The sequence below is a fragment of the Limosilactobacillus reuteri genome (assembly GCF_020785355.1).
In the GTDB taxonomy this organism is placed as follows: domain Bacteria; phylum Bacillota; class Bacilli; order Lactobacillales; family Lactobacillaceae; genus Limosilactobacillus; species Limosilactobacillus reuteri_I.
The window spans coordinates 38,980-56,675 of record NZ_JAJGVH010000084.1 but is presented as its reverse complement, the minus strand read 5'-3'; the positions used below and the strand labels follow the sequence as shown (position 1 = coordinate 56,675).

18 protein-coding genes are annotated in these 17,696 nt (G+C 40.9%); 1 reads left to right on the top strand and 17 read right to left on the bottom strand.

Annotation, left to right across the window (positions count from 1 at the left end; all coding sequences use genetic code 11):
• Nucleotides 1–11: 11 nt before the first annotated feature.
• The 8 genes from pknB to gmk all read right to left on the bottom strand — a co-directional run bounded on the left by pknB (nucleotide 12) and on the right by gmk (nucleotide 9,559).
• The gene (gene pknB / locus LMB56_RS10180) at nucleotides 12–1,916 is read right to left on the bottom strand and encodes a Stk1 family PASTA domain-containing Ser/Thr kinase (RefSeq protein ID WP_229283981.1); all 1,905 of its coding nucleotides are present in this window, start codon (nucleotides 1,914–1,916) and stop codon (nucleotides 12–14) included.
• Nucleotides 1,917–1,919: 3 nt separating this feature from the next.
• Nucleotides 1,920–2,660 carry a Stp1/IreP family PP2C-type Ser/Thr phosphatase gene (locus LMB56_RS10175; protein WP_229283980.1) on the bottom strand — a complete coding sequence of 247 codons (741 nt, stop codon included), beginning with the start codon at nucleotides 2,658–2,660 and terminating at the stop codon, nucleotides 1,920–1,922.
• A gap of 7 nt (nucleotides 2,661–2,667) precedes the next feature.
• Nucleotides 2,668–4,017, bottom strand: a complete 1,350-nt coding sequence (gene rsmB, locus LMB56_RS10170) for a 16S rRNA (cytosine(967)-C(5))-methyltransferase RsmB (protein ID WP_229283979.1) — start codon at nucleotides 4,015–4,017, stop codon at nucleotides 2,668–2,670.
• On the bottom strand, nucleotides 4,007–4,960 hold the full coding sequence (fmt, locus tag LMB56_RS10165) for a methionyl-tRNA formyltransferase (RefSeq protein ID WP_229283978.1): 954 nt from the start codon (nucleotides 4,958–4,960) through the stop codon (nucleotides 4,007–4,009). The genes rsmB and fmt overlap by 11 nt, the downstream gene beginning before the upstream one ends.
• A 17-nt stretch (nucleotides 4,961–4,977) precedes the next feature.
• Nucleotides 4,978–7,407 carry a primosomal protein N' gene (priA, locus tag LMB56_RS10160; RefSeq protein ID WP_229283977.1) on the bottom strand — a complete coding sequence of 810 codons (2,430 nt, stop codon included), beginning with the start codon at nucleotides 7,405–7,407 and terminating at the stop codon, nucleotides 4,978–4,980.
• On the bottom strand, nucleotides 7,408–8,613 hold the full coding sequence (gene coaBC, locus LMB56_RS10155) for a bifunctional phosphopantothenoylcysteine decarboxylase/phosphopantothenate--cysteine ligase CoaBC (protein WP_229283976.1): 1,206 nt from the start codon (nucleotides 8,611–8,613) through the stop codon (nucleotides 7,408–7,410).
• Between the two features lie 110 nt (nucleotides 8,614–8,723).
• The gene (gene rpoZ, locus LMB56_RS10150; RefSeq protein ID WP_003663855.1) at nucleotides 8,724–8,942 is read right to left on the bottom strand and encodes a DNA-directed RNA polymerase subunit omega; all 219 of its coding nucleotides are present in this window, start codon (nucleotides 8,940–8,942) and stop codon (nucleotides 8,724–8,726) included.
• Nucleotides 8,939–9,559: a guanylate kinase gene (gene gmk / locus LMB56_RS10145; RefSeq protein WP_003663856.1), complete on the bottom strand. Its 621-nt coding sequence runs from the start codon at nucleotides 9,557–9,559 to the stop codon at nucleotides 8,939–8,941. Before gmk ends, rpoZ begins: the two co-directional genes overlap by 4 nt.
• Nucleotides 9,560–9,699: 140 nt before the next feature.
• On the opposite strand from gmk, the gene LMB56_RS10140 reads away from it, so the two are divergent.
• Nucleotides 9,700–10,050, top strand: a complete 351-nt coding sequence (locus LMB56_RS10140) for a hypothetical protein (RefSeq protein ID WP_003668397.1) — start codon at nucleotides 9,700–9,702, stop codon at nucleotides 10,048–10,050.
• A gap of 212 nt (nucleotides 10,051–10,262) precedes the next feature.
• Here the strand turns inward: LMB56_RS10140 and recN are convergent, their stop codons facing one another.
• The 9 genes from recN to LMB56_RS10095 form a co-directional block, all read right to left on the bottom strand.
• Entirely contained in the window at nucleotides 10,263–11,942 is a 1,680-nt protein-coding gene (gene recN / locus LMB56_RS10135; RefSeq protein ID WP_229273270.1) for a DNA repair protein RecN, read from the bottom strand.
• Nucleotides 11,943–11,957: 15 nt separating this feature from the next.
• The gene (locus tag LMB56_RS10130; protein WP_099979660.1) at nucleotides 11,958–12,410 is read right to left on the bottom strand and encodes an arginine repressor; all 453 of its coding nucleotides are present in this window, start codon (nucleotides 12,408–12,410) and stop codon (nucleotides 11,958–11,960) included.
• An 18-nt stretch (nucleotides 12,411–12,428) separates the two neighbouring features.
• A complete protein-coding gene (locus LMB56_RS10125) occupies nucleotides 12,429–13,250 on the bottom strand; it encodes a TlyA family RNA methyltransferase (protein WP_019254000.1) in 822 nt (273 codons plus the stop codon).
• A gap of 11 nt (nucleotides 13,251–13,261) precedes the next feature.
• On the bottom strand, nucleotides 13,262–14,134 hold the full coding sequence (locus LMB56_RS10120) for a polyprenyl synthetase family protein (RefSeq protein ID WP_229283975.1): 873 nt from the start codon (nucleotides 14,132–14,134) through the stop codon (nucleotides 13,262–13,264).
• An 18-nt stretch (nucleotides 14,135–14,152) separates the two neighbouring features.
• Complete coding sequence (locus LMB56_RS10115) at nucleotides 14,153–14,434, bottom strand: exodeoxyribonuclease VII small subunit (protein ID WP_003663862.1); 282 nt, start codon at nucleotides 14,432–14,434, stop codon at nucleotides 14,153–14,155.
• A 1-nt stretch (nucleotide 14,435) separates the two neighbouring features.
• The gene (gene xseA, locus LMB56_RS10110) at nucleotides 14,436–15,773 is read right to left on the bottom strand and encodes an exodeoxyribonuclease VII large subunit (RefSeq protein WP_229283974.1); all 1,338 of its coding nucleotides are present in this window, start codon (nucleotides 15,771–15,773) and stop codon (nucleotides 14,436–14,438) included.
• On the bottom strand, nucleotides 15,766–16,626 hold the full coding sequence (locus LMB56_RS10105) for a bifunctional 5,10-methylenetetrahydrofolate dehydrogenase/5,10-methenyltetrahydrofolate cyclohydrolase (protein ID WP_229283973.1): 861 nt from the start codon (nucleotides 16,624–16,626) through the stop codon (nucleotides 15,766–15,768). Before LMB56_RS10105 ends, xseA begins: the two co-directional genes overlap by 8 nt.
• 130 nt (nucleotides 16,627–16,756) lie before the next feature.
• Nucleotides 16,757–17,173, bottom strand: a complete 417-nt coding sequence (nusB, locus tag LMB56_RS10100; protein ID WP_229283972.1) for a transcription antitermination factor NusB — start codon at nucleotides 17,171–17,173, stop codon at nucleotides 16,757–16,759.
• 1 nt (nucleotide 17,174) lies between these two features.
• The gene (locus LMB56_RS10095) at nucleotides 17,175–17,612 is read right to left on the bottom strand and encodes an Asp23/Gls24 family envelope stress response protein (protein WP_003663867.1); all 438 of its coding nucleotides are present in this window, start codon (nucleotides 17,610–17,612) and stop codon (nucleotides 17,175–17,177) included.
• Nucleotides 17,613–17,696: the final 84 nt, after the last annotated feature.

The following is a 17,696-nucleotide window of genomic DNA, read 5'->3' as shown; positions in this document are numbered from 1 at the left end:
CTGCACCTCCATTATCCAGTAATATTTGTTGCACTCATAATCGTTCGTCCATTGCGAACAACACGGTATGCACCTGTTTGTCCTTGTTTAAGGGTAAATGGCACATTAATTGTTGTTTCCTGATTAATTGTAATATCTTGATACTCCATCGTTAAATTATGGTTGGCATCTCTGATATATACCTGTACACGGTTTTCACGCTGGCCACCATTTCCATCGAATGGAATGTTAATCTGAATATTCGTCGTCTTTGTTTGATTACCAGAATTAGCAATGGAAACCGTTAACGTATCACCATGATTTAATGTCGATCCGGCTCGCGGCGTCTGATTAATCACATGGTTAGTCGCGATTGTTTTTGATTTTTTCTCTTGAGTTGTCAATTGCAAATTATTTTTATTTGCAAACTGTTGCACAGCACTAATATCTTGATTCTTAAAGTTTGGAATCTTGATTGGTTCTTTACCTGCACTTACCCGAAAAATAATTGTATTAGAAGCAGGCTTAACAATCGTACCTTTTTTGTGGTTTTGTTTGATAATCTGTCCCTTATCAATATCATCCGAATACACTGGTTCTTGATGAACTTGGAATCCCTTGCGACGAAGGTTAGCGGCTACTGAAGAATAGTCTTCACCGACATAATCAGCCATTTGCAATTGCTTAACTCCTGTACTAACCGTTAGATTAATCGGGGTGCTGACACGGGTCTTATGGCTGACATCTGGATTGGTTGAAACAATTCGATTTTTATCAACCGCCTGGCTATTTACCCGAGTAATCTTACCAATCCGTAAGTTTTGCTGGTGCAATCGTTGTTCTGCCTTTAGCACTGTCATTCCTTCTACATCGGGGATGATTACTTGACGGATCAAGAACCACCAGCTACAGACTGCAATCAGCACAATCATGCCAAGCGTTCCACTAACAATCCCATATTTTTTCCACTTTTGCGGTTTAGTTGATGAATCAACGGTTGGTGAATCAGTTGACTTCTTTGGTTGGTAATCATCAGCTTTTAGGTGTTTAATATCTAACACCTTAGTTTCTCCATTATCATCTTGTTGGATCTTTAACCGCGGCTCATTAGCTCTTTGGGGATCAAGGACGGTTTTCAAATCAGCCGCCATTTCATTAACTGAACTATACCGCTCAGCTGGTTCCTTTGCTGTCGCTTTAATGATTACGTTTTCGAGTGCTTGAGGAATTTTTTTATTTTGTTCACGAACAGAAGGAATTTCTTCACGGAAATGCTTCAAGGCAATTGAGACAGCCGTTTCTCCTTCAAACGGAACCTTTCCTGTTAGAAGTTCAAACAAGATAATTCCTAGTGAATAGATATCTGATTGTTTAGTAGCAATGCTTCCTCGCGCTTGTTCTGGGGATAGATAGTGAACTGACCCCATCAAGGTATTAGTCTGCGTTAATGAGTCTTGCGATACAGCAACCGCAATTCCAAAATCAGTAATTTTAACGTTTTTATTTTCATCAATTAAGATATTTTGTGGTTTTAAGTCCCGGTGGATAATCCCATGAGCATGGGCGGTCGCAACTGCTGAAAGCACCTGTTCCATAATATCAATAACTTGTGGAAGTGGAATCGGATAGTGCTTTTTTATATATGCTTTAAGGTCTGTCCCCTTTACATATTGCATTACCATGTATTGCAAGCCATGATCCTCACCAACGTCATAAATTCCAACAATATGAGGATCATTTAACTGCGTTGCGGCCATTGCCTCCCGGTGAAATCGCCGTTTAGTACTTGGATCGTCCCGTAAGTCAAGACGCAATAGTTTAACAGAAACGTCCCGATCAAGAACCATATCATGTGCCAAGTAGACATTAGCCATTCCACCTTCACCCAGTGACCGAATTATCCGATATCGGTGACCAATTTCATATCCAGGATTCATTTCCTATCCCTCCTGGTTACTATTAATCCCAATTAAAACGGTAATATTATCTGGTCCGCCGGCATCATTTGCCATTTTTATAAGTTGAGCACATTTCTTTTCAAGCGGTATCGGCAATTCAAGCACCTTGATAATCTGCTCCTTAGAAACAGTCTTAAACAAGCCATCAGAACACATTAACAGTTGATCACCTTCGTTTAATTCAAAGCGGTTTACATCAACTTGTGCATCAGGAGAGATTCCAATTGCCCGTGTAATTATATTGCTCTGGGGGAGCTTTAGTGCTTCATCTTCTGATATATCTCCCGTTTTTACGAGTTCATTAACCAATGAATGATCTACTGTAATCTGCGTTAATAGGTTTTGATGAAGGATATATCCTCGACTATCACCAATGTTAGCAACCACAACCGCATCCTTAAATGTAATAGCGGCGACCATTGTTGTTCCCATCCCCTGCAAGCGAAGATTACGTTTGGATTGCGCTAAGATTTTATTATTGATTAATTGGGTTTCACGAGCAAACCAGCGGATCCCTTCCATCGAAGTCTGCGGGGGCCGTTTTTTAAACTGACTCCCCAAAGTCGCAACTGTTTGCTCTGCAGCGATATCTCCGCTACGATTGCCACCAATTCCATCAGCAATAACCATTAATTGATTGCCTAGCTTGTTAGTAAACACAGCAACTCGGTCTTGATTTTGCTTTCGTTGATGGCCGATATCTGTTTGATAAGCAGCTTTCATTAATTTATTATATTCCCTTCTTAAGGCTACTGATGAAGAAGCCATCAGAATCAAAGTCACTCGGTAATATAGTTAAGGTTGGTGAGTGACGAGTATCCTTAACTTTTCGTGCAGTTGTTGTTTTTACTAACTCAAACTCCGGATGTTCAGCTAGAAACGCTTGAACAGTATCATCATTTTCTTGTCGTAAAATTGTGCACGTGCTGTATGTGATTATACCGCCTTTTTTAACTTTTGCGGCAACCGCATTTAAAATTGCTAACTGAATCTTATGTAATTGCTTGCTATCATTTAGCGTCTTTGTATAACGAATTTCTGGCTTCCGGCGTAAAAGTCCGATCCCACTACAAGGTGCGTCAACTAAAATCTTATCGAAACTTTCATCATCAAAAAGTTGATCAACCTCCCGTGCATCAAGGGCATGAGCGGTAACTCGCTTTTCAACCCCTAGTCGACGAGCATTTTTTTCGATCAATCTAACCTTGTGTTGGTGAATATCAAGCGCATCAACGTGACCATCTTCATCAGCGAGAGTTTCTGCTATTTGAACAGTCTTCCCACCAGGAGCTGCACAAGCGTCCAGGACTTTATCCCCCGGCTCAATATGCATGCTTTCCACGGCTAACATGGCACTTTCATCTTGAATAGTGATTTCGCCATTTTTGAAGAGATCGGAACTGATAATTTCACCTTTAGTAATTACTAAGGCATTTTGGGCAACTTGACTTTCTTGATATTCAATTCCAGCAGCATCCAAAGCTTGCTTGACGGTTGGAAGGTCAGTTTTGGCGGTGTTAACCCGAATTACTTGATGAGCTGGCTCATTAATTGATTGGAGTATTTTTTCAGTATCTTCTTCGCCATATTCCCTAGTCAGCTCATTGACTAGCCACCGTGGCACACTGTTTTCAATACTTAACCGCAAATCACGTTCATTAATTTGTCGCAGGTCAGGTAATCCCTTCCGCAAAATGGCATGTAAAACACCAGTGACAAACTTTCGAATACCTGGATTTCCTCGGCGTTTAGCTATTTCAATACTTTCGTCAGTTACCGCCCAATCTGGGACTCGTTCTAAATAATGGTACTGGTAAAGTGCAGACAAGAGAAGCGTCTTTACCCAAGGATCAAGTCGTTTTCCCTGGACAAACCCATTTAGCCAATATTCGAGGGTAAGTTTATGCTGCAAAACACCATAAATGATATTGGTTGCCAACCGGCGATCTTTATCTGCCAACGGGTACTTTTTTAATAACTGGTCAACCTGCAAGTTTGAGTATGCACCATTTTCGACAACCCCTTCAAGCGCCACTAAAGCTAATTCACGCGCATTTTGCGGTTGAAATTTAGTCTTCACTTACAACTTGGCCTCCCTCTGTAATATCTTTATGTCCATTAAGGTAGGATGTAATGTCCATCGCCTTTTTCCCTGCTGGCTTTAACTTATTAATCTGGTATGTCGTTCCATCTCCAGCAGCAATTACTAATTGATGTTTCGTGACCCGCACTACTTTTCCTGGTTCAAGGTCTGTTTTTTCTTCTAATGGGGTCACATCGTAAATTTTTGTACGTAATCCATCAATAACCATGTTACCAAGAGGCGCCGGCCGTAATCCCCGCACCTTCGCATCAATTAAACGTGCTGGAAGTCGGAAATCAATCTGTTCTTGTTCACTAGTAATATTGGGTGAAAAGACTACTTTATCTGGATCTTGAGCGACCGGATTAACATCCCCGCTAATAAGTTTAGGCAGCGTTTCTAACAGCAAGTCTCTTCCTAGCAAACTAAGCTTCTTAAACATAGTGCCACTATCATCAGTGTCTTCAATCGGAATAGACCTTTGTGAAATAATATCTCCCGCATCCATCTTTTTAACCATGTACATAATGGAGACCCCGGTTTCTTTATCACCATTAATAATGGAATATTGAATTGGGGCCCCTCCACGATATTTTGGCAGTAATGAACCGTGAACATTGATTGCCGCAATTTTAGCAGCCGCCAATAACTTTGTTGGAAGGAATTGCCCATAAGCAGCAGTAATCATTAAGTCAGGCTGTAAACTAATAATTTTCTCCATTTCAGGACTTTTGCTGAGTTTAGCTGGCTGTAAGACTTCGATATTATATTGTTCAGCTAATTCTTTAACTGGCGATTGATGAAGAGTACGTTTCCGGCCGATATGGTGGTCTGGCTGGGTAAGAACTGCTTGAACATCGTATCCTGGATTATCAATTAAACTTTGTAAAATCGGAACAGCAAACTCCGGTGTTCCCATAAAAACGACTGATGTTGACATTAATAACATCCTTTCTTTTACATAAAATACTGTGGATCTGGATCGATACTTACTTGGACATCCTTAAAACCGCGACTTTGCGTATCCTGAAGAATATCAAACAATAGCTGATGCAAGTAAGGATCCTTCTTATATTTGATGACAATTTGGTAATAGTAACGACGCTTCATTCGGGCAATCGCTCGCGGGGTGGGGCCAAGAATAACTGTCGAAGATAATAATCCCTGCTTTAGGCGGCCATAGATATCTGCCATTGCCCGGGCTGCTTTGGCTTCTTCAGGATGACTAGCCATCAAACGAACGGTGTAATAGTATGGCGGATAACTGGCTTGTCTTCGCAGCATCATTTCCTGCTTAAAGAATTTTTCGTAATCGTGCGTTTTGGCATCTTGAATAGCGTAATGATCAGGGTTATATGTCTGGATAATAACTTTCCCCTGCTTATTTGCCCGACCAGCCCGACCACTAACTTGACTTAGCAAATCAAAAGTCCGTTCACTAGCACGAAAATCTGGTAAGCCCAGACCAGTATCAGCATTTAAGACCCCTACTAAGGTAACATTAGGGAAATCAAGCCCCTTTGCAATCATCTGGGTTCCTAATAAGATATCCGCTTGGTGTTGACCGAACTGTCGCAATAATTTTGCATGCATTCCCTTCCGCCGGGTGGTATCAACATCCATGCGAATAATCCGGGCCTGGGGTAATAATTGATGCAATTCTTGTTCAACTTTCTCTGTTCCGGTCCCATAATAGCGAATCTGATGACTATGGCAATTTGGGCATTCACGGGGGATTGGTTCTTCATGACCACAATAGTGACATTTCATTGTCCGCGTATCCATATGGAGCGTCAAAGAAATATCACAATTAGGACATTTTAAAACATTTCCACAATCACGACACATCATAAAGGATGAAAATCCCCGTCGATTTAGCATTAAAATACTTTGCTCGTTCTTTTGCAGGCGGTCATTTAATTCGGTTAATAGTTTTTGAGAAAAGTTACTCTCCCCGTACTTTTTAATTTCATCTCGCATATCAACCACTTCGATCGGTGGCAGTTCCTGTTTATTTACCCGGTGCGGAAGACGCAACAAGTGATAAACATTTTTTACTGCTCGCGCACGACTCTCCAGACTAGGAGTAGCCGAGCCGAGAACTACAGGTGCTTGATTATATTTCCCCCGCCATTTAGCTACTTCACGCGCTTGATAACGGGGTGATTCATCTTGTTTATAACTAGATTCATGCTCTTCATCAAGAATGATTAGCCCTAAATTAGTCAACGGAGCAAAGACTGCTGAACGGGCGCCCACAACTACTTGCGCTTCTCCTCGCTCAATCCGTCGCCATTCATCATACCGTTCCCCGTTCGATAAACTACTATGTAAAACAGCAACCTTGGAACCAAATCGTCGCCGCACACGGTTAACAATCTGGGGAGTTAATGAAATCTCAGGTACAAGCATTAATGCTGTCTTTCCCTGTTGAAGAGCATTAGCAATCGATTGCAAGTATACTTCTGTCTTGCCACTCCCCGTAACTCCTTGTAAGAGAAAAACTTTAGGGTCATGATTGTCGATTGCTTGATTAATCTGGTTAACGGCATTTTGTTGATCGCCGTTGAGCTGCAGGGGGGCTGCTAAATGAGCATCATCAGGAGTGCCCTGCATAGCTAAGGGTTGTCGATATATTTCAACTGGTGTTTTTTCTAGCCATCCCTTCTGTTGTCCCTGATTGAAAGTGGCTGCTTTTAAACCAGTTTTATGTTCAGCATCCTTTTGCTTAACAACTTGACTGCCAATTGATTGTAAATATGAAAGAAGGCGGTTTTGAGCATGAGCATTGGCATGAAGGGATGCGCGCTCATCTTCCAGTTGTTCAAAATTAAGTAAAGAGCGAATACCAGTCACCGTTTTAGCTTTGGCCCGATCCTCCACTTGGTATTCAATCGTTATCTTTCCTTCCTTTTGCAGTTTGAACAATTCACTTAAGATTGCCGGTTTATCTTGTACCTCCGTCATCGCTATTTCGTCTCGACCATGAAAAATGTCAAAGGCAACATGCTCGTCTACTTCATCTACAATTCGAATAATTCTGGTAGTCTTAGCCTTCAATAAGTTAGGCAACATCGTATATAAGCAAGAAATCCAAAAAGAATAAGTAGTATCAGCCAACCATTTGCTAAGATTCATTAATTCAGGATTAATTACCGGTTGAAGATCCATTATCGCCTGAATCGGTTTAAGTTCTCCCTCATATTGGGATGCATGGTCAAGGGCAACAACGAATCCTTGAATAGTCCGTTTTCCCTTTCCAAAAGGCACAATCACTCTTACCCCGACCTGGATTTGTTTTTCAAGCTTTGGCGGAATCTGATAAGTATATGGTTGATTTGTTTGCATTGTTGGAACATCAACAACTACCTGTGCCAACTCTGGCATTTAATCACCTGACTTTAATTTTGCACTAACTAGCTCAATAATCTCGTTTGCAATTTTAGCTTTAGATTGCCGGGCTAATTTAATTGGCGTTTGATCTTTTTGTAAGATGGTCACTTGATTCTGGTCACTGCCAAATGCCCCTGTCTCCCCTGCCACGCTGTTTGCAATAATCATATCCGCATTTTTGCTAGCAAGTTTACGGTTAGCATTTTCTAAGAGATCATTTGTCTCCGCTGCAAACCCAACAACGTATTGACCGGTTTGCTTCATCTTCGCAATATTCTTTAAAATATCAATCGTTTCAGTGAGCGTAATGGTAAGATGCGGGTCACCATCTTTTTTCTTAATCTTATGACCAACTGTTTCAACTGGTCGATAATCAGCAACCGCGGCCGCCATGATTAAAATGTCTGCTTGCGAAAATCGTTCTTTTAAACTGGTATATAAATCTTCAGTTGCGGTTACGCGCACAACTTCAATCGCTGGTGTTTGTGGAAGCGGGACGGTAACTTGACCGGCAATCAAGGTTACCTTAGCTCCTGCTTGAACCGCGGCGTTGGCAAGTGCAATCCCCATTTTACCAGAGGACCGGTTACCAATAAAACGAACAGGATCAATATTTTCACGGGTTCCGCCCGCAGTAACAATCACGTGCTTGCCCTTTAAAGCTTGACTGCTTGTTAAAAAGTCCTCTATATATTGGCAGATTGCTGCTGGTTCTGGTAAACGCCCGCGGCCAGCATATCCTTCAGCTAATCTTCCGCTAACTGGCGGCATAATATTGACCCCGTCTTGTTTAAGTTGAGTAATGTTTCGTTGAGTTGCGGGAGCCAACCACATATGGCTATTCATTGCCGGAACTACAATTTTAGGGGCACTAGTTGCTAATAAGGTGGTAGAAACAGCATCATCAGCCAGTCCCGTTGCCATTTTAGCGATGATATTTGCTGATGCTGGTACCACCACAGCTAGTTCTGACCAATCAGCTAGCTCAATATGAGGAATAGGTGTTGAATGCTCATCCCATAGGTCAGTAAGAACTGGTGCTTTCGTCAAGGCAAAAGGAGTAGCAGGAGTGACTAACTTAGTAGCGGCGTCAGTCATTCCTACGCGAACCTCATGTCCCATTTTTTGCAGGCCACGCACTACTTCGATCCCTTTGTACGCAGCGATACTGCCTGTAAGATACACTGCAATTCGTGTCATTATGTCACCTCAACTTATTTTTTCTTAATTGATTATAGCATTTTTAGAAGCAAAAAAGGGGCCAGTGACAATCCTGCCCTAGTCCCTTACTTTTGTTTATCCAGCTTATTTTAATCCTGTAAGTCTTCAGTATGATCAGGATCGATCGTAACTTTTCCAGCCAAAATCTCTTCAAGGGCCTTCCCAACTGACTTGCTTGAATCATAATGTTCAAGCAATGGGGCAGCTCCTGCATCTAATTCGTTGGCACGCTTACTAGCAAGCATAACTAATGAATAACGAGAATCAATATGTTTTAATAATTCATCAACTGATGGAAAAAGGATCATTTTTCGGCATCTCCTAACATTTCAAGATAACGTGGCATTACACGGGTAACACGAAGCCGTTCAGTACGAATAATGTCTTTAATCTTCTCAACTGCATTTGGTACTTCGTCATTAACTACTGCATAATCATAGTTTTGCATCATTTGAATTTCGCCAAATGCTTTATGAATTCGTTTATTAATGACTTCCATACTATCAGTTCCCCGGTGAATCAATCGTTGTTTTAATTCATCCAAATCAGGAGGGGTTAAGAAAATAAACACGCCATCTGGGCACTTAGACCGTACTTGCATTGCTCCGTTAACTTCAATCTCAAGGAAAACATCTTTCCCTGAATCCAAGGTCTCATTAACATATTTTAATGGGGTACCGTAATAGTTGTCAACATACTTAGCATATTCCAACATCCCACCAGTTTGAATTTGGTGTTCAAACTCTTCTTTGCTTACAAAGAAATAATCAACACCATTAACTTCTCCAGGACGTGGTTTTCGAGTTGTCATCGAAATTGAATATTGAAAATCATTATCATTTGAATCAAAGATAGCTTTTCGAACAGTTCCCTTCCCAACCCCGGAAGGACCTGAAAGAACAATTAACATTCCACGATTTGCCATTATAACGCTCCTATTTATTTAATCGTATTAATACTATAATGCACTAGATTAGTACTGAAATCAAGCACCTGAATAACAAAAAATTATTGAGCTTTTTGCTTGCATTTCTGAATGTATGTTCGTATACTATAATCAAACGAATGTTCGGAGGCGCGATTATGCAAATTGAACAAAAGTCTATTTTTAAATTTACGCCACAAATTATTAGTAAGAAGCTTCGCCATATTTTTGAAGAAACACCTGCTGACGATCAGCAAGCAGGGTTACTTACTCCCCAACCTGCTAAACAACGACAATTATTTTTAAAACGAGCTATCAAAGATAAGATTAAAGCAACATTTCAGCTAATGCCGATCAACAATGATGGCTATCCCGTAAACGTTACCGGTAATATCGCCCAATTAGCTAATAGCAATCGATACCTTATTACGAATCAAAATGTGAGTTACGTTGTTAACTTTGATCAAATTAGATACATTGCGAATTTATAATATTGGATTTAAAGAGAGACTGGGAATTAACTCAGTCTCTTTATTGTTTTAAAGATATTTATACAGTAGCGCAGTAGCTGCCTGGATTCCGATCGTTGATAAATCAACATCCGGGTCCGGCCCCCCACGAGGATAGCTTCGCGTCGTAGCTATCCTTGCGGGGGTGAGAAGACGAAGTCGCAAGCGACTTCTTTCCCACTTCTCTCTCCCTTTTATTTTGCCATATTAAGCAATTCTTGCGCATGCTCTTTTGTCAATTGGGTAATCTTTTCACCCGATAGCATTCGCGCAAGTTCTTCAACCCGATCGTTTTCTTTCAATGGCGTAACTCGAGTAGTTGTCCGGTCATCATGGACAGATTTCTTAATAAGGAAATGGTGTTGCGCAACCGCTGCTACCTGTGGCAGGTGCGTGATACATAAGACCTGCGAATGCTGAGCAATCAAGCGAATCTTATCAGCAATTGCTTGGGCAACCCGTCCGCTCACCCCAGTATCAACCTCATCAAAAATGATACTAGTAACGCCTTCCTTTTGCGCAAAGATTGTCTTTAGGGCCAACATTACCCGTGATAATTCACCACCAGAAGCAATCTTTGCTAATGGTCCCATCGATTCTCCTGGATTAGTCCGGATATAAAATTCAACCTGGTCAATTCCCGTCGGTGTAAACTGTTCCCGACTTTGATTGGCAAAGTGAACTTCAAATTCTGCTTTTTCCATATAAAGCTCTTTAAGCTGCTGGTGAACTTTTTTACCGAGTTCATGAGCAGCTTTTTGTCTTACCTGGCTCAATTTACGACCGGTCTCGCGAATCCTATCTTCAGCTTCTGCTAACCGTTGCTCTAGATCACTGCTAGAATCAGCCGCGGCTTCCATCGAATCGAGCTCTTTTTTGATCTTATCATAATACTTCAAAACGTCTGTCAACGTATCGCCATATTTATGTTCAAGATCGCCGATAGTAGTTAGCCGTTGCTCGATCTGAGCTAACCGTTCATCATCAAATTCAAGCATGTCTAATTGCTGACTGGCCTCATTTGCTACATCTTGAAGAGCGTAATAAGCATCATTAAGAGCCTTACTAAGATTATCATAAGCATCATCAAATTCAGCAATTGCATTAATCGAATCCATCACCGTGGCAACCTGATCTAAAACTGGCGCCTGATCACCTTCATTAAAGGTCGTCACAGCTAGTTGAAGGGCATTATTAATTTGTTGAAAATGTTCTAACCGGTCACGTTCACTAATTAATTCATCTTCTTCATTTTCTTTTAGATCAGCTTCTGCAATTTCATTAACTTGGTACCGAAGCATATCCAATCGCTGTGCCCATTGTTGTTCATTTGCTTGTTTTTTATTTACAGCAGCTTTGAGTTTAGAATAAGCTTGATACTCTTCCTGATAGTCTTGAAGCAATGGCTGAACCTCTTTAGCCGCAAATTGGTCGAGCATTCCTAAATGAGTCTCAGGCTGCATTAATTGCTGGTGCTCATTTTGCCCTTGAATATCAACTAATCCCGCCCCGATTTGACGAAGCGTCGCCGTGTTAATCAGTTGCCCATTGATCCGGATAATATTACGACCATTACGATGAATTTCCCGAGAGACAATTAAGATTCCATCTTCATGGTCAATTCCTAGCGATTCAAGTAGATTATCAAATTCAGGATCATCAGGAATCGCAAATTGCCCTTGAAGGCTTAATTTTTCTTCTCCACGGCGAATAAATTCCTGCGACCCACGACCACCGGCCAACAACCCGACTGCATCAATAATAATTGACTTTCCGGCACCAGTTTCCCCTGTTAGAACAGTCATTTGGTCAGCAAAAGTTAAGGTTAAGTGCTTAATAATTGCTAAATTATCAATCGTCAATTCTTGTAACAAAAATTTTCACCTCGCCTAGTCGAGCATTGCATTAAGCTTTTCTTCTAATTTAATTGCTGCTTCTGGAGACATACAAACTACAAGGACATTTCCATCATCACCAATTGTTGTGAAAACCGTTGGAAAATCCATTTTGCGAATTAAGGTAGCTACTACCGGGCCATTCCCGGGATGAACCGTTAACGCTAAGAAACAGTCATTACGTTTTAATTGTTCCAAACTGTCTTGAAGGGTTTGTGCTAATTGATTTTCATGTCCTTGGTGATGATATGCTGGCAAGCCATAACGATAGCCCCCGTTATCAGCAGGAATCTTTATCAGTTGCATTTCTTTAATGTCGCGCGAAATAGTCGCTTGAGTAACTGTCAATCCCATTTCACGCAGGCGCGCAACAAGATCTTCTTGCCGCTCAATGCTCTCATTAGTAATGATTTCCCGAATTTTTTGTTGTCGTTCTGCTTTTTTCATGGATTAAGTCACCTTTATTTATTCCTTATGATTCAAATCATCATCCGCGGCTGCAATAACCTTATCGATATTTACTTCTTCGGCAACGATCCCCGGATTTTCACTTAGGCGCAGGTGAACTAAAAATTCCATATTTCCTTGTCCCCCTTTGATTGGTGAATAGTCTAATCCAAGGATGTCAAAATGATCTTCACGGGCAAAAGTCAGTACTTCTTCCAAAACGGCCCGGTGAACTTTATGATCATGAATGATCCCATTTTTGCCAACATGCTCTTTGCCCGCTTCGAATTGCGGCTTAATTAGGGCTACTACTTCACCACCCATTTTTAGTATCTGAGCCAAAGGTGGCAAGATCAAGCGAAGGGAAATAAACGAAACATCAATCGAAGCAAATTCTGGTTGACCACTGGTAAAATCTGCTAACTTGCTGTAACGAAAATTAGTCTGCTCCATAACAACTACCCGGGGATCCTCCCGCAATTGCCAAACTAACTGATTAGTTCCAACATCAAGAGCGTAACTTAACTTCGCCCCATTTTGTAACATTACATCAGTAAAACCACCAGTTGATGAACCAATATCTAAAACCGTCTTATCCTTAACTGAAATATCAAAAACCTTTAATGCCTTCGCTAACTTCAAGCCGCCCCGACTAACGTATGGCATTTTATGACCTTTCATGTGAAGGGTTGTAGTAATTGGAATTTTTTGTCCTGGTTTATCTAATCGTTCATTATTTTTGCCAAGAATTTCTCCTGCCATCACTGCCCGCTTTGCTTGTTCGCGAGAGTCAAACAGCCCTTGTTGGACTAACAATACATCTACACGTTCTTTTTTCATAATCCCTTTCCTTATTTAAAATATGCTAAAAAGTCATCATAACCAGCAAATGACTTACCAGTAAGCTTTTCAAGATTCTTTTGATTTTGGCTAGCAGCCGTTAAAGCTATCTGTAACTGCTCCTTTGCGCCATCTACACCGAGCAATCCTGGATAAGTATTTTTTTGCTCATCAGCATCTTTATGAACGGCTTTTCCCATCTCTTCAGTAGTACTGAGAACATCCATTAAATCATCATAGATCTGAAATGCTAACCCGTAATTTTCACCAAATGCTGCTAGCTCTTGTTCGATTTCAGCAGATTGATCCATCATAATCCCACCTGCCAAAACAGCATAGCGAATCAATTCCCCCGTTTTTTGACGGTGCAAGTATCTCAATTGGTTTAAAGTTAAATGTTGGTGTTCGCCTTCAATATCCCGCGCCTGACCAGCAACCATTCCAGAAGGTCCCGCGGCTTTTGCAAGTTCAAGGGTTAATTGGCTCCGAACATTAGCTGGAAGGTGGTTATCGGCAACCCACTGAAAGGCCAACGTCAATAATCCATCTCCTGCTAAAGTTGCCATGCCCGCTCCAAATTTACAGTGATTAGTTGGTTTTCCGCGGCGTAGATCATCATTATCCATCGCCGGAAGATCATCGTGGATTAATGAATATGTATGAAGTAATTCCAACGCAGAAGCTGCACGTAGCAGATCATCATTAAGCGTGCCACCCAACATCTCAATCGTTGCAAGCGTCAATGCTGGCCGCAGCCGTTTACCCCCAGCCATTAGGGAATAATTCATAGCATCCCTTAAAGTTGCCTGATCAACATCTGCGGCCATTGACTTGCTAAGATAGTTTTCAATCCGTTCTTTTAAAATCGGCAATGGTGTACTCATCTTTTTCTGCTCCGTTGCTTATTGTTCATCAGCGCTACCAAATCCACGGTTACCACCGCCATTATTGCTTGGGTCATCGGTTTGTTTTTCGTAGACTTTTTCATCGCCATTATCGTCAATTAAGTGACCAAGCGTTTTTTCAGCATTTGTTAGCTTCGTTTGTAATTCTTTAGAAAGCTTGATTCCTTCTTGAAACTGTTGAAGGGCTTCTTCTAGTGGCACATTTCCCTGTTCAAGGTGATTAACGATCTGTTGTAATTGTGCTAATTGTTCTTCAAATGTTGGTTTTGCTGTTGCCATCTTAGTGCTCCTTTACCTTTTTTATTTCTGCTTGAACTTCCCCGTCATCAAAATGCAGGTGAACATTTTGCCCAACCGTTAATTGACTGGCATGATTAATAACCTTTTCATCACTCGTTACATACGTATATCCCCGACTCATAATTTTAAGGGGACTCAGTGAATCTAATTGTTTAATAAGAGTCGTCACTTGTTGCTTCTTTTCATTTTGGTTGGCAAGGGAGGCTGTAACTAATTGTTTTTGCAACTGATTAACTAACTGTTCTTGTTGTTGAACCCGGTGCAGTGGAGAAGCCGCCGTCAAACGCCCGCTTAATCTTTCCACATTTATCCGCATGTCTTGCATTTTATTTTGCGCTGCTTGACCTAACTGTTGAGTTAATTGGTCAACCTTTTGCGCATAATTTTCGTACAGTCTTTCCGGTTGCTGAAAAATATAGCTTTGCAGCTGCTTATTCAATTGTTGGCGGTCAAAATTAATTTTGGTTCGCATCGTATTTAATAAACGACTCTGATCATCTTTAAGCGTCAGTAACACATCGTTTAATTTTACCGGCGTTGCTAACTCAGCAGCAGCAGTTGGGGTTGCTGCGCGTTGATCAGCTACGAGATCGGCAATTGTTGTATCTGTCTCGTGACCAACTGATGAAATTACCGGAATTTTGCTATTGGCAATTGCACGGGCAACTACTTCTTCATTAAAAGGCCATAAGTCTTCCATTGATCCCCCACCACGACCGATAATAAGGGTATCAAAATCTCCGCGGTCATTGGCACGGTTAATTTGCCTAGCAATATCAGCCGCTGCCTTATCCCCTTGAACAACAGTGGGGTATAAAACAACTTGGGCAATTGGATAGCGTCGCCGAACAGTCGTATTAATATCCCGGATAACAGCCCCATCAATACTAGTAACAACTGCAATTCGTTTTGGAAACACTGGGACCTGTTTTTTAGGCAAATTAAATAGACCTTCAGCACTCAATTTCTTTTTTAGTTGCTCAAACGCTAAGTATAAAGATCCCAGACCATCTGGCTCCATCCGGTCAATATAAATCTGGTAACGGCCACTTTTTTCATACAAGCTTACATGACCAACTACACAAACCTTCATCCCCTGTTCAGGAGTAAATTTAATTTTCCGAAATTGATGCTCAAACATTACAGCATCAATCACGGCATTATCGTCTTTTAAACTAAAATACTGATGCTTTTGCCGTAAACGAAAATTAGAAAGCTCGCCGGTTAAATAAACCGTATGTAAGTAGGGATCCCGGTCAAACTTCATTTTCAAATACTTAGTTAGTTCACTAACTGTTAAATACTGGCTTCTATCCATGGTGCCTCCACTGCGCTAAATCAACTGTTTGTTCCATCAACGTTGCAATCGTCATCGGTCCTACGCCACCTGGAACAGGAGTGATTGCCTGAGCTTTTGCCTTTACCGCTGCAAAGTCAACATCCCCCGTCAATTTACCATCGCTTAAACGATTAATTCCTACATCGATTACTACTGCTCCTGATTTCACATCTGTCGCCTTGATAAGGTTAGGCACACCGGTAGCCACAATCAAGATATCTGCTGTTTTCGTTAAAGCAGAAAGGTCCCTAGTACTTCTTCCAGCCATTGTCACAGTTGCGTTGGCGTTATTTAAAAGAGCTAAAAGAGGCTTGCCAACTAAAATACTCCGGCCAACAATAACCGCATTTTTTCCTTGTAAATCAATATTGTATTCTGCTAACATCCGCATAATTCCGCGAGGTGTACAAGCCACGGGATAATTACCATGCTGATTAGCAAATAATTTCCCTAAGTTTAGGGGATTAAGGCCATCAACATCCTTAGCTGGCAATATAGCATTGGTGATTACTTCTGGATCCAATTGAGGAGGAAGAGGTTGTTGAACGAGAATGGCATCAATTGTGTCATCATTATTCAGCTTTTCAATTTCAGCAAGCAGCTCATCTTGGCTAACATCAGCAGGAAATTTTTTTAAAACTGAATTGATTCCTAACTTAATAGCCTTATTATGCTTGTTTCGGGTATAGATTAAGCTCGCTGCATCATCACCAGCAATCACGACTGCAATTCCCGGGATTATATTTTGTTTTTCTTTTAACTGTGCTACTAGTTCTTTCGTCTGGGCGTTGATCTTTTTAGCAAGGGCCTTGCCATCAATAATTGTCGTCACAGTGATTCCTCCTCGTTAAATTTCCATTTTATATTCTACCATAATAATATTGCGCTTAAGCAAAAAAGGAGTGGAATCAGAAGTTTATCACTTCAGCTTTTCCACCCCATAATTATTGTTAACAGTAATATTAATTATTTTCGTTGACTTGTTTTTCAAATTTACCAAGGGCTCCATTGATAAATTTACGTGACTTATCGCTACTGAATGTTTTCGTAAGTTCCAATGCTTCATTAATTGCTACTACTGTTGGAACATTTTCAGCGTATTGAATTTCAAATAGAGCAAGCCGTAAAATCACTAAATCTGGCTTTGCTAAACGGTTAATCGTCCATCCGCTTGCCAAGAGATCATTGATTTGTTCGTCAAGCTGATCTTGATGTTCCCGCACCCCATTTACCAAAGTTAATAAATAAGGCGGAATTTGCTTTTCATCATGATGAGGAATCGCCTCGTATACAGTTTGAACATCAGCTTCAGGATCTGATTGCAAAGCAAAGAGAACTTGGAAAGCCTCCTCACGAATCATGTGTCGGTTCAAACTCATTTTATTCACCAGCCTCGTCGTTAAGATGTTCGCCAAACAAGTCATTAGGGTCTACTTGTTGGTCTTCTTTAGATGTTACGATTCCCTTAATATGAACATTAACTTCTTTTACTTTTAGATCAGTCATTAATGTAATTTGTTGTTTGACCTTATCTTGAATCATTGCCGCTACTTTAGGAACAGAGACACCATATTCAACATAAACATCCACATCAAGTGATAATTTTTCATCATTGCTGGAAAGCTTTACCCCACGCCGGCGATCAGAGCGTCCCAAAAGTTCACTTACGCTATTTGCAAATGAACCATACATCTTTGAAACACCATCGATTTCACTTGCGGCAATCCCCGCAATAATTTCTAAAACTCGTGGCGAAATTTGAATTGTCCCGAGTGACTTGTCCTCACTACTTAAAACAATCTTTGATTCTTCAGCCATCGTCAGCCCTCCAATTTATTTCTTCTCTTAATTATAGTAATCATTTCTATTCTGCACTATGTTTGAACAAATTGCAACAACTTG